Source organism: Anaerotignum sp. (genome assembly GCF_040307045.1).
In the GTDB taxonomy this organism is placed as follows: domain Bacteria; phylum Bacillota; class Clostridia; order Lachnospirales; family Anaerotignaceae; genus Chakrabartyella.
The window spans coordinates 93616-107705 of the sequence record NZ_JAWRKF010000017.1; the positions used below are offsets into that span (position 1 = coordinate 93616).

Below are 14090 nucleotides of genomic sequence, written 5' to 3' on the forward strand. Positions count from 1 at the left end.
TGTTCTAAATATTAGTTACTACGTGCTCTTTGTTTTCTACGTAAGTTGTTGTCTAAAATTTTCTTACGCATACGCAAATTCAGCGGTGTTACCTCTAATAATTCATCCTCGCTAATAAATTCCATGCATTGTTCCAGTGACATTTGAATATGAGGTGTTAGACGCAAGGAATCATCCGAACCGGAAGAACGTGTATTTGTAAGCTGCTTTTTCTTGCAGACGTTAATATCCATATCATCAACACGAGCATTTCTGCCAACAATCATACCTTCGTATACTTTAACCCCGGCACCAATAAACAAGCTACCTCTTTCCTGAGCGTTGTACAAACCATAAGTGATCGCTTCTCCGCTTTCAAAAGCCACCAAAGAGCCCTGGGAACGAGTAGGAATTTCACCTTTATAAGGTTCATATCCGTCAAAAAGAGAATTTAAAATACCATTCCCTTTTGTATCTGTCATAAATTCGTTACGATAACCAATCAAGCCTCTAGCAGGAATGCTAAATTCCAAACGAGTGTATCCTCCTTTTGCAGGGGACATATTAGTCATCTCGCCCTTTCTAGAACCAAGCTTTTCAATTACATTTCCAACGAATTCTTCTGGCACGTCGATGGTTACCAATTCCATTGGTTCACATTGTTTTCCATCGATTTCCTTTAACAAAACTTCTGGTTTAGAAACCTGGAACTCATACCCTTCACGACGTAATGTTTCAATCAAAATGGAGAGGTGTAATTCACCTCTGCCAGAAACACGCATACAATCCATAGACTCTGTATCCTCAACTCTAAGGCTTACATCCGTATTTAGTTCTTTGAATAATCTATCTCTAAGCTGACGGGAAGTAACATACTTACCATCTTGTCCAGCAAATGGACTATCATTTACAGCGAAATTCATGGACAATGTGGGCTCCGAAATTTTCACAAAAGGCAAAGCTTCAGGCTTTTCAGGTGAACAAATGGTATCACCAATCATAATGTTTTCGATACCACTAATGGCAACAATATTACCAACGCTTGCTTCTTTTACCTCTACCCTCTGAAGTCCTTCAAATAGGTAAAGCTTTGTAATACGCAGCTTCTTTTGCATATCTTCATTATGCATATTCAAAACAACAACTTCATCATTCACATGAATGGTGCCGTTTTCAATCTTACCAATACCAATTCGACCAACATATTCACTATAATCGATGGTAGAGATTAATCCCTGCAAAGGTTCGTCCAAATCACCACTTGGGCCAGGAATGTGATTTATAATTGCCTCAAATAAAGGCATCATATCCCCTTCTCTGGCAGAAGAGTCAGTGGAAGCATAGCCACCTCTTGCAGAAGCAAAAACAAAAGGAGAATCCAACTGCTGGTCGTTTGCATCCAGTTCCATAAAAAGTTCCAAAACTTCGTCTACCACGTCGTCAGGACGAGCTTCAGGACGGTCAACCTTGTTTACACAAACAACAACAGGATGATTTAACTCCAATGCTTTGCGTAAAACAAATTTTGTTTGAGGCATAGGGCCTTCAAAAGCGTCTACAACCAAAACAACACCATCTACCATTTTTAATACACGCTCAACCTCGCCACCAAAATCCGCATGGCCGGGGGTATCAATGATGTTAATTTTAGTATCATTGAAGTTTACCGCAGTATTTTTAGAAAGAATGGTAATGCCTCTTTCACGTTCAATATCACCGCTATCCATAACACGTTCCTGTACTACTTGGTTAGAACGGAAAATGCCGCTCTGACGTAATAACTGGTCTACCAGCGTTGTTTTACCATGATCAACGTGGGCGATGATTGCCACGTTCCTGATATTTTCAATCTTTTGTTTCATAACAAACTCCAATCATTTCTTTATTTAAGCATCGTTATATTTTAGCACAGCCTTCTTCCCTATGCAATTATTCTTCGTGAAAAATGTTGTTTTTTTTCTAAAATTTTGTTTTGACATTCAAAAAAACCTTGATTTATAAAATAATATTCAATAATTTTGCATTTTCATTAGTCATTATTGAGCTATTTTATTGTAAAATTGCCTTTTCTACTTAGGCTTAGCTTTTATAAAACGCCGTAGCAATTTTTTTGTATGATACAATCAACAAAAATTGCTACGGCGCTTCTTTTTAAAATTTATTTACTTCCTTCGATGCAGAGACTAATTCTTCTTTTGGAGGTAATGTATTTTGACTTTATTTCCATCCCATTGCCCAACTTTCGCTTTTAAATGAATTTTTGTCTTTCCATCTTTTAAGTATGTATCTTCTTCATAAAAAGCAATATTATGACTATTGACATGGTAACAAAAATCACAGTTTTTACAACTATCCCAGAAAAGCTGATAACACCTGGCTCCCATACAACTGTTTCTATCCTTGTTGATAATTTTGCAAGCAGTGTCGTTAATATATATGATTTCACTTGTCAGTGCGTCACAAACAAACATAGCATCCGACACATCATCCAAAAGAGCAAGGGCCTGTTCCTCAACCTTTTCATTTAGTGGGATTTTCATCCCCTCCTCAAAAAATACAAAGTGTTTTGGATGATCTTTTTTTGCATTTACCAGGGCAATTTCAGCGTAATTATAAAGATCATCAAAGTTCATTGCATGCTGTGGTGTGAGACAAACGCCTACGGAACAGGTCAATGTTAGGTTTAAATTTGATTTATCATAAGCAATAGAATGACATACCTTATCTAACTTCCGTTCTAGTTCATATATTTGGATTTCTTTTGGTATAAATACTGCAAATAAATCACTATCGATTCGACTAACAATATCGGTTTCTTCAAAAATTGAAACTAACATTTCCCCAACAGCGCAAAGCACCTTGTCCCCTACGCCGTATCCCAGTGCTAAATTGATAGATTTAAAATGATCAATGTCTATGAGAATAAAAATACCTTGGGAACCTTTTTTCTTTTCGTAAAATTCTTGAATCCTACTTTTCAGCTCAGATCTATTTAACAAACCTGACAAGAAATCAACTTCGGCTCGCCTTTTCATTTCTGTGATAGCATCATTAATTTTAACCTCTTTTTGGAACTGGGAAACCCTCATGCGGCACAATGTATTTTCCACCTTGTTTTCTAAAGTTTCAATCACATATGGCTTCATTATACAGTCAAGAGCTCCAAAGGAAACAATTGGGCTAATAAATTCTATATTATTATGAATGGTGATTACAGGGATATCGTAGCTTTTACAAAGCAGTATCATGGCAGAAATTTCGTCTAACGAAATATTATTTGTGATAGAAAAAATCATGATTGCAATGTTTGTTTTGTAATTACAAATCGTATGCCTTGCTTCATCAATGGCAGTTGCCGTTAAAATTGTAAATTTATGTTGAAATACTCCATGGAAAGATAAAAATTCAACAGCGTCCATATCAAAAATCAACATCGCTTTTTTTTCTACATCTAGGCTTAGTATATTATCTCTTCCTTTACCCATAGAAATGGGAGAGATAATATTAGTTACTTCAAAATTTTGCAAGTTCACCCTGTGAATTAATTCTTCAAATGAATCCATAGGTAATGGCTTTGAAAAATAATAGCCTTGTACCCGTTGACACCCAAGGACTTTTAAAAGATTAACCTGTTCTTCTGTTTCGACTCCCTCAGCAATAACCATTAGTCCCATCCACTTTGCAAGGCTAATGACAAAACTCATGATGCTACGCTTGTTTCTTGAACTATCTTCGTTTTGAACAAAACGCATATCCAATTTAATGACATCAATTGGAAGCTCCGAAAGCATATTCAAGGACGAATAGCCACTTCCAAAGTCGTCCATTTCAATAATAAAACCTAATTTCTTTAGGCGGTCAACGACCTCTATCATTTGTTCTGAATTTTCGGTGTAAGCCGTTTCCGTAATTTCCAGAAATATATGACTGGGATTTAAATTGTATTTGCTAAGCAGTGAGAGTAAAATGATATCAATTTTAGGATTATAGATATCAGCCCTTGACATATTAATTGATATAGGTATTGGTGTATTCCCTCTGTCTATCCAAGAGCGAATCCATTTGCAGGTTTCTTCCCATACATAAAAATCCAGTTCCGTTATAAATCCGTTTTTCTCAAACGTTTTGATAAAACGGTTTGGCGGAATCATGCCTTTTATTGGATGAACCCACCTAACCAAGGCCTCTGCACTGCAGATTTGCTCAGTCATCAATTCAAATTTTGGTTGAAAATAAACAACAAACTCTCGGTTTGTTAAAGCAGCTTTCATATTTGATAATATGAACTGCTCATCCAAAAGCTCCTGTCGGATTGTATCATCGTAGTATGAAAAATGGGTTTTATACTTTCCTTTAATAGACTCTAAAGCCAAACGTGCACGGTCACACATGATATCAGCTGGTAACGTTCTATCTTCAATAACATAGATTCCATATTTTATAACACAGTGCAAATTGGTATTGAATTGATTAATATATTCTACCGTTTCCAGAAAATCCTCCTCGCGGTATTTCTCCTGGTGTTCCATAATAATTGCAAAAATGTCGCCGCCTATTCTTCCGCATACCCCTAAATCATTGACTTTATTTTGAATCATTTGTGCAACGTATTTTAGGAGGGAGTCCCCTTCCTTGATACCACATAATTCATTGACTAGTTTAAATCGCTCAATGTCCGCGCAGATAATATCATACTTTTTGTTGGGATGATTAAGTAAAATTTCTTCAACTAAGCAATAAAAATACTCCTTAGAATACAAACCTGTTAATGCATCCCTTTGAACAGAATTTACGATAGCAGCAGTTTCTCGCAAATAAATGGTATTCGCTACCCTATGCTTTATTACATCTGGTATATAGGGTTTCTGGATAAAATCTTGGGCGCCAAGGGACAAGGCCTTTACTTCTGCGTCAATCTCCTCATTCCCCGAAGTGACAATAACAGGGATTTTAGACCAAAAAGCATCCCCGTGAATTTCTGCCAGCATTTCATACCCATTCATGATAGGCATAACTATATCAAGCAGAATTACAGAAATGCTTTTGTACAATCTTTGTAATATATCAAGTGCTTCTCTTCCATTTTCTGCTTCCAATACATTATAATTGTCACTTAAAATTTTGGACAAAACTTGCCTATTCATTTTATTATCGTCAACAATTAGGATGTTTTTTGTTAGAGGCATAGCAAAAATCCTCCTTGCAAGATTTTCTATAAATCATTCGTTATTTGTATGGATTTTCTGAATTATGTTTTTACTGCGGTGATAAATATTTTTTTGGACTTAATATTTCGTGAACTAAAAGATTTATTTTTAGTTATAGATGGAATGAAATTCCATAATTTATGTAATGAATAGAAACTAATTCTAGCATTTCCTATTTAAAAAGTCAATACGCTACCACGTTACTGTGTTATGTATTTCAATAAAAAAATTGAATCATTTGATCCATATGAAACTTAAGGTTATAATCTGTATAAACATAGTTTAAAAGTTTACATAAAATAAATTGTACAAATCAAAGGAAATTCATGCGTAATGTAGCGAAAGCTTAAAAATTATTTTTTCATGAAATGAACAAGTGATTTATAATAGTAGCTTTTGCAAGCAAACTATACCATTCAAAAATGAGTGAATAGCAAAACGAATCCTACTTTAAAACCATGGTTAAAATCTAAAATGAAAGATTAAGAAAGCCCATACCAAAGGTATGGGCTTTGATTATTGCGGTAAAGCAATAAAATTTTTAAAATTACTGTAATAACTGCAATACACCCTGAGGTAACTGGTTAGCCTGAGCAAGCATAGCCTGAGAAGCCTGTGTAAGGATGTTATTCTTTGTGAATTCCATCATTTCTTCTGCCATGTCAACGTCACGAATACGGCTTTCAGCAGCAGTTAAGTTTTCAGTTGTTACACCCAAGTTGCTGATTGTGTGTTCCAAACGGTTCTGGATAGCACCTAAGTCACCACGAGTGGAAGATACTGTGTTGATTGCTGTTTTTAACAAGTTAATTGCGGAACCTGCGCCAGCTTCTGTGCTAATATCAATGGCACCAATACCAAGAGAGGTAGAGTTCATGTTACCAATTTTTACACCAACTTTGTTGAATGCATCATTGGTGTCACCAACCTGAAGGTTCATGCCCTTTGTTGCATCATAAGTTGTTGTGATAGTGTTGGTAGCAGTAATAGAAGTTCCTTTTGCAAACGCACTATTTAAGGAAATCTTCAATCCTGTGTTAGAGAAAGAAACTGTTTGTTCCTGACCAGCGGCAATCGCAGTAGGGTCAATTTTAACAGTATCAGTCAGAGTGTTGCCACCTGTGACCATTGTAGCTGTAAAGATATTTGTATCTTTATCATATGCCAATGTTAATGTATTGGTTGTTCCATCAATTCCAGCTGTAGATGCCAAATTTGTAAGATCAATGTTTGCAATACCAGCTGCTGCATTGATACTAGCACCAACTGTACCTAATGTATGAGCACCATTCTTGCTACCATCCAACAATTTGATACCATTGTAGTTTGTGCTCTGAGAAATTCTATCAATTTCAGACTTCAAGGATGTTACTTCCTTCTGAAGGTTTGCACGGTCAACGGAGTTATCATATGTACCGTTAGCGGACTGTGTAGCCAATTCAACCATACGATTTAACATAGAGTGAACTTCTGTCAAAGCACCTTCCGCTGTCTGAACCAAAGAGATACCATCGTTAGCGTTCTTTGTAGCTGTTTCCAAACCTTTGATCTGTGCTCTCATTTTTTCAGAGATAGCCAAACCAGCGGCATCGTCACCAGCTCTGTTGATTCTGTAACCAGAGGATAACTTTTCAAGGTTCTTGCCTACGGAGTTGTTGTTAGCACCCAACTGTCTGTGGGAGTTTAAAGCTGCGATATTGTGTTGAATTCTCATAATAAAAAACCTCCTTGTTTGTTATAGGGAATGTGTCCTTACATTCCAACTTGAAATATACAAGCAAAATCCGTGCACTGACTTTGCTTTAAATTGGTAATTATATAAGTTACCAATATTTATACAACATCAATTTCCTTTTTTTGTTGTACAACTTATTAATCGGATGAATTTTACACTTCTTAATAGTTTTACAAAAAAAAATTTTAAATCAACAACTTTTTCAACTGAAAATCTTTTTGGAACAAAAATTTAGGGCAAAAATAATTTTTTTGGCGTAAAATCAGTTATATTTTCGAATATATCATTTTTTTATTGAAAACCCGCTGCTTTTATATTCTAATACACATTAAATCCCTTTCTTGAAGTTCAAAAATAAAATCATGAACCTTACAAAAAAATCTAAAAGAAGCAACTTCCTTCTTTTGATTGTAAACTTTTATAAAAAATTAAGTTGACAATAAGGTGAACCACTGTTAATCTTACTTCTAACGGAAACATGGCCGCACAAAATGCAAAGCTTTACCAAAATATGACGGAGGCAGAATATGAAAATATTACGAATCAAGGAAATTACTTTAGTTGGGTTGTTTGCAGCACTAATTACCATTGGTGCATTTATCCGCATACCAGTACCCGTTGTTCCCTTTACATTGCAATACTTATTTACAATGCTAGCTGGATTGCTTTTAGGCGGAAAACTTGGAGCGATGAGTGTTGGTATATATATATTATTGGGGTTGATGGCACTTCCTGTTTTTACCCAAGGCGGTGGGCTAGGGTATATTTTTACTCCAACCTTTGGATATATCATCGGATTTTTTGTTGGTGCTTATGTAACAGGGAATATTGCAAACAAGGTATCAAACCCCTCTTATAGAAAGCTATATACTGCAAATTTTCTTGGTTTAGGTATTGTTTATCTTTTTGGGATGGTATATTACTATGCCATTTCTAACTTTTATTTAAACACACCAATTAGACTATGGCCGCTTTTTTTATATTGTTTCATTTTAGCAGTGCCGGGGGATATAGTCTTATGTGTTATTGCTGCGATCATTGCAAAAAGAATCATTCCGGTGATAAGAAAGGGGTAAAAACATGCATTTTGTTACTTTAATAAAGGAAAAAATATTATATGGTTCCACCATTACAAAGAATGAGGCACTCATGCTGTTCTCCCAACCTTTAGAGGAGCTTTGCCAAAACGCAAATGAAATACGAAAGCATTACTGCCAAAATACTTTTGATATTTGTACAATCATCAATGCAAAAAGTGGACGATGCTCAGAAAATTGTAAATACTGTGCCCAATCTATTCATCATGATGCAGATTGCCAAGATTATCCCCTACTTTCAGCAGATGAAATCATTTCTCATGCAAAATACAATGCAGATAGAGGAGTTCAACGATATTCTTTGGTGACATCTGGCAAAACCCTTGTTGAACAAGAACTGGAGCAAATTTGTTCTGTTGTTGAACAAATGAAAACTTCAGTCCCTATTGAGATTTGCGGTTCCTTTGGACTTTTGACCAAAGAGCAATACACACGTTTATACCAAGTTGGCCTTACCCGAATTCACAACAACTTGGAAACTTCAAAAAATAACTTTCCCAATATGTGTACCACCCATACCTTTGAAGATAAGGTTACTGCCATTGGTTTTGCCAAAGAAGTTGGAATGTACATATGCAGTGGTGGTATCTTTGGTATTGGAGAAAGCCTGGAAGACCGTATCGACTTAGCCTTTTCTCTAAAAGCACTGAATGTAAAAAGTGTTCCAATCAATGTACTTAATCCAATCAAAGGGACTCCTTACGAAAACTTACAACCCCTTTCAGAAGATGAAATAAGGCGGATTGTTGCTGTCTATCGTTTTATACTGCCCTGTGCTTTTATTCGCCTGGCAGGAGGACGAAATCTTTTACATGATAAGGGCCGCTCTTGTTTCTTGAGTGGTGCAAATGCGGCTATTTCTGGCGATATGCTAACCACATCAGGTTTTTCAATTGAGGCAGATTTAAAAATGATAGCTGAATTAGGATTTGAGGTGAAAAAAAACCATGGTTGAAGGAGTGTTTGTAACTGCAACAGGAACTGATATTGGTAAAACATACATATCAGCCCTATTGGTTAAGGCCATGAGACAACATGGATTACATTGTGGTTATTATAAAGCTGTTCTAAGTGGTGCAAGAAGTATCCATGAAAGTGATGCAGGCTTTGTGAATGAATTTGCACAAATAGATCAAGAGAAAGAAAGTTTACTTTCTTATTTATATAAGACACCAGTATCCCCTCATCTAGCTGCAAAGCTAGAGGGAAATCCCGTAAGCTTAAGGAAAATCAAGGCGGATTATAAGAAAGTTTGTTGTAGTTTTGACTATGTCGTAACAGAAGGGAGTGGAGGTATTGTATGCCCTCTTCGGTGGGATGAGGAAGCGCAAATTTTACTTGAAGACATTGTGAAAGCCCTTTCTCTCTCCTGTCTGGTTGTGGCAGATGCAGGACTTGGCACAATAAACGCTACTGTATTAACAACTGAATACTTGAAGCAAAGGCAAATTCATATTTCTGGAATCATTTTGAATCATTACACTGGCAATGAAATGGAGCGGAATAATATCAAAATGATTGAAATCCTTACAGGAGTGCCTGTCCTTGCCTGTGTTAAAGAGGGAGATGTAAATCTTAATATTTCTTTGAATAAGCTAAAAGACATTTTTAAAAGGGAGGTATTTTGATGGGATTGGAAGAACGGGATTTAAAACATATTTGGCATCCATGCTCCCAGATGAAAGATTATGAAGAGTTAGCCCCAATTCCCATTTCACGAGGAAAAGGAGTATATCTTTATGATGTATATGGAAAAGAGTATATTGATATTGTTAGTTCATGGTGGTGTAACCTTTTGGGACATTGTAACCCTATCATTACAGAAGGAATCAAAAATCAGCTTGACACCTTAGAACATGTTATATTTGCAAATTTTACTCATGAAGGCGCCATAATGTTGTGTGAGGAGTTATCAAAAGTTCTACCTTCTGGCCTTACAAGGTTTCATTTTTCTGATAATGGTTCCGCTGCCGTTGAGTGTGCATTAAAAATGGCTTTTCAATATCAGTATCAGATGGGTAACTCTAAAAAAACTAGGTTCATGTGCCTATCCCACGGATATCACGGAGAAACCATTGGGGCTTTATCCGTAGGGGCCATGGATTTATATGCTAAAATATATAAACCCATGTTGATGGATACCATTCAGATTGACGCCCCAGACTGCTTTCGTTGCCCCTATTATAAAAACAGAGATAACTGTGATTGTGAGTGTTTTGAAAAAGCAGAGAAATCCTTTCAAAAATATGGACAACAAACAGCGGCAATCATCATAGAGCCTCTTTTACAAGGCAGTGCAGGGATGCGAATGTATCCCCCCCTCTATTTAGTGAAACTGCGAAACCTGTGTGATAAGCACAATGTATTGCTCATTGCAGATGAAATAGCCACTGGGTTTGGTCGTACAGGTAAAATGTTTGCTTGTAACCACGTTGCAATCACACCGGATCTGATGTGTCTGTCTAAAGGGCTAACGGGAGGATATATGCCTATGTCTCTAACGGTGACCACAGAAAAAGTCTATCATGCTTTTTATGGAGACTATCATGAGGGTAAGGCTTTTATGCATAGCCACACTTATAGCGGAAATCCTCTTGGGTGTGCCGCTGCGCTGCGTGTGCTAAAGGTGCTTAAAGAAGAAAAAATATTAGAGACTGCACAAAAGAACGCCTTGTACTTAAGCAAACAAATGCATACCACTTTAGAAAATCATAAGCACATTGGAGAAATTAGATCCATTGGCCTCATTCATGCCTTGGAACTTGTTGAAAATAAGGATACTAAAAAGCCCTTCAATCCTGATTTAAGGGTTGGTTATCAGATATATAAGGAAGGGTTAAAGCGGGGGTTAATCCTACGCCCTTTAGGCGATGTGCTTTATTTCAACCCTCCTCTTAATATCACTCCCCTGGAGTTAGATAAAGCCATTGAAATTACAAAAGAAGCTATAGATTTTTATTTTAAAAGCTAACTGTTAGGTTTTTTGAAAGATTTCCCCACGAAAACAAATAAGATTTCTATTCTTTTAACAATCATTAAAAATTGAAATAACCTTGATTTCCATAATAAAATCTGATACATTTATTGTGCCAAAAAACCTTGAAAGGTGAATAAAAATGACCAGATTTTTAAATGCCAAGTTAAAAAAATATAAAAAGGCCCAGTTTGACAAACAGCAATATATTGCTAATTTTTTTCTTGATGAAAATGATAATGCATTGGTTCGTATCCATCTTAAAAATGTTGAGAGTGCCTTTTCCCCCTTTTGTATAAAAGACCATGAAGAACTGGATGGAAGTTTTACCGATTATCTAGATAATGTAATTTATCATATCCCACTTAAGTATTCTGTCATATTGGATGTTCAAATAGAACAGGTAAACAGTGAGGAGAAAGAGATTTTGGTTCAGGCAATCAAAAATCATTACGGATTAGTTCTTGAGGATAAAAAGCAGGATTTAAAGATAAATCTAATTACCATTATCGGTTTACTCATTGTTGGTGCTACTCTCCTTGCTTTTTCCTATTACCTATCAAGCAACAATAAAGGTCAGCTTTTTACGGACTTTATCAATATTGCGGGAACTTTTTCCCTTTGGGAAATGGTTGATTTATATCTACTTGATAGAAAAGCAAAGGAAATACAAAAATTTAATGCGGCACAGCTTGCAACCGCTGACATTCGATTCACATAAGAAAAATTCTTCCTAAATACTTTGCAGTATCATCGCATAGCTAACACATTTGTCAAGACTAATTGTCAAGATAAGTAGGTTAGCTTTTTTTGTTTTGGTTAGAAATAAAAGAGGAATGATGTTTAATTGCAAAAACAGCTTTAAATTTCAAAACTAAAATAATTAGTTAGAGAAGTATAATGATTTTCAAAGAAATAGAGATATTATTCTTATTCCTATCAAAGAAAGCTTTAAGCTTTCACCTATATACTAATACTTTATAACAATTGAAATAAGGGGGTAGATGTATGTATTTCAATAAAATAGTTTTGAAGACAAAAACATAATGAACAAAGATGCATCAAATTATATATATATTTAACTTTTTATAATCATTGATTATTAGAATTTTCAATTACCACTATTAATTTTTACGGATATTTTAAAGTACACTCATGTTACAGGGTTTAACAAAGAAATATATGAATTATAATTTGCACAAGGGAAACCATAAATGTAACTATTTGCAATTTCAACATAATAGAAAAACATACTTTTACTCCACCACAACAAAAGAGATTGTATAAGCGATAATAGGTTGCCAATTGTTCGTAAATTTATGAAATAGACATTTTATGTTTTCACAATTATTTATGGAGGAATACAAATGAGATTAATGTTTAAGGAGTTACTACGTTTTAAGTGGGCTGTTTTGTTGATTTTCTTAACTGTGATTGGTTCAGTGGTAGCAAATTTAGCCCTACCTATGTACCTTTCCAATATCATCAACACTTCTATTCCCAATGGCGATATAGGTGAAATTGTTGCCATCGGTGGGACAATGCTTCTCTTTGTGGTGCTGGGTATAATTTGTAGCATTGGTACTGGTTTTTTTGCATCCATTGCTTCCGTTGGCTTAGGTAAAAATTTGCGAGGTAAGGTTTTTAAGAAAGTTCAGTATTTCTCTCAGGCAGAGTTTGATACCTTTTCAACATCTTCTTTGATAACAAGAACCAATAATGACGTTGTACAGGTGCAAACGTTCATGAATATGTTGTTGAGAATCAGTCTTATGGCACCGATTATGTGTATTGGTGGCATCATTTTGGCACTTCAAAAAAGTGTCTCCATGTCTATGATTTTATTGATTTCTATTCCGGTTATGTTTATTTTTGTGTTACTCATTGCAAAGATTGCAACCCCCCTTTCAACAAAAATGCAAACAAAGCTTGATGAAATTAACCTTGTAACAAGGGAAAAACTAACAGGTATTCGTGTTGCCAGAGCCTTTGGAACAGAGGAGTTTGAAGAAGAACGCTTTGAAAAAGTAAATCATGCATTTATGAAAAACGCAATTAAAATGAATACGGCTATGGGCATTATGATGCCTGGTCTTAGTCTCATTTTGTATGCAACTATGGTCGCATTAATTGGTTTTGGTGGATACCAGATTATCAATAACAACGCTACTGTTCCCATCGGTGATGTAATTGCAGTTATTCAGTATGTAATGCAGATTATGATGGCAGTTATGATGTTATCCATGATTTTTATTATGTATCCAAGAGCGGCCGTATCTGCAAAAAGAATTAATGAGGTGTTAAAAACAACCTCTGCCATTAAGAATAATGAAAAGGCAGTAAAAGATACGGAAAAGAAAGGCTATGTTTCATTTAAAAATGTAACATTTACTTTTCCAAATGCAACCTCCCCTGCCCTAGAGAATATTTCATTTGATTCTGGCCCTGGCGAAGTAACAGCTATTATCGGTTCTACGGGCTGTGGTAAATCTACCTTAATTAACTTGATTCCTCGCTTCTACGATGTGGAAAAAGGAGAGGTATTGGTGGATGGTATAAACGTAAAGGATATGGATGTTGAAACTCTCAGAAAGAAAATCGGCCTTGTCCCTCAAAAGTCCTTCTTATTTAAAGGAACAATTGCCCAGAACGTTGGCTATGGTGAGCCAAACAAGGATGAAGATGCAATTGAGCATGCAATAAAAACTGCGCAATCCTACGATTTTGTTATGGCAAAAGAGGGGGAATTTGAGGCACCAATTTCACAAGGTGGTACCAATGTTTCAGGTGGTCAGCGGCAAAGGCTTGCAATTGCCAGAGCCATTATGAGAAAACCGGAGATTTATATTTTTGACGATAGTTTCTCAGCTCTTGATTTCAAAACAGATGCGGCCCTCAGAAAGGCTCTTTTGCACGAAGCTAAAAATGCTACGGTTATTTTGGTAGCCCAAAGAATTAGTACCATTAAAAACGCTGATCGCATTTTAGTGCTTGAGGATGGTCAATGTGTCGGCCTTGGTAAACACGATGAGCTGCTAAAAAGCTGCGATGTTTATAAAGAAATTGTTTATTCACAATTAAGTAAAGAGGAGGTGTAG

Annotated in this window: 9 protein-coding genes; 6 read left to right on the plus strand and 3 right to left on the minus strand. The window is 35.8% G+C overall.

The window, feature by feature from the left end:
* Positions 1-11 precede the first annotated feature (11 nt).
* From typA to ABVZ64_RS09320, 3 genes are all read right to left on the minus strand, one after another.
* Complete coding sequence (typA, locus tag ABVZ64_RS09310; RefSeq protein WP_352400741.1) at positions 12-1841, minus strand: translational GTPase TypA; 1830 nt, start codon at positions 1839-1841, stop codon at positions 12-14.
* 321 nt (positions 1842-2162) lie between these two features.
* Positions 2163-5165 carry an EAL domain-containing protein gene (locus ABVZ64_RS09315; RefSeq protein WP_352400742.1) on the minus strand — a complete coding sequence of 1001 codons (3003 nt, stop codon included), beginning with the start codon at positions 5163-5165 and terminating at the stop codon, positions 2163-2165.
* A 568-nt stretch (positions 5166-5733) separates the two neighbouring features.
* Positions 5734-6900, minus strand: a complete 1167-nt coding sequence (locus ABVZ64_RS09320) for a flagellin N-terminal helical domain-containing protein (RefSeq protein WP_352400743.1) — start codon at positions 6898-6900, stop codon at positions 5734-5736.
* A 548-nt stretch (positions 6901-7448) separates the two neighbouring features.
* Here ABVZ64_RS09320 and ABVZ64_RS09325 point away from each other — a divergent pair.
* From ABVZ64_RS09325 to ABVZ64_RS09350, 6 genes are all read left to right on the plus strand, one after another.
* Positions 7449-7997, plus strand: coding sequence for a biotin transporter BioY (locus ABVZ64_RS09325; RefSeq protein ID WP_352400744.1), 549 nt, complete (start codon positions 7449-7451; stop codon positions 7995-7997).
* A 4-nt stretch (positions 7998-8001) separates the two neighbouring features.
* The gene (bioB, locus tag ABVZ64_RS09330) at positions 8002-8973 is read left to right on the plus strand and encodes a biotin synthase BioB (protein WP_352400745.1); all 972 of its coding nucleotides are present in this window, start codon (positions 8002-8004) and stop codon (positions 8971-8973) included.
* Positions 8966-9646 (plus strand): dethiobiotin synthase, encoded by a 681-nt coding sequence (gene bioD / locus ABVZ64_RS09335; protein ID WP_352400746.1) that lies wholly within the window; start codon positions 8966-8968, stop codon positions 9644-9646. Before bioB ends, bioD begins: the two co-directional genes overlap by 8 nt.
* Positions 9646-10989 (plus strand): adenosylmethionine--8-amino-7-oxononanoate transaminase, encoded by a 1344-nt coding sequence (gene bioA, locus ABVZ64_RS09340; protein ID WP_352400747.1) that lies wholly within the window; start codon positions 9646-9648, stop codon positions 10987-10989. The genes bioD and bioA overlap by 1 nt, the downstream gene beginning before the upstream one ends.
* 145 nt (positions 10990-11134) lie before the next feature.
* Complete coding sequence (locus tag ABVZ64_RS09345) at positions 11135-11713, plus strand: hypothetical protein (RefSeq protein ID WP_352400748.1); 579 nt, start codon at positions 11135-11137, stop codon at positions 11711-11713.
* A gap of 646 nt (positions 11714-12359) precedes the next feature.
* Complete coding sequence (locus ABVZ64_RS09350; protein WP_352400749.1) at positions 12360-14090, plus strand: ABC transporter ATP-binding protein; 1731 nt, start codon at positions 12360-12362, stop codon at positions 14088-14090.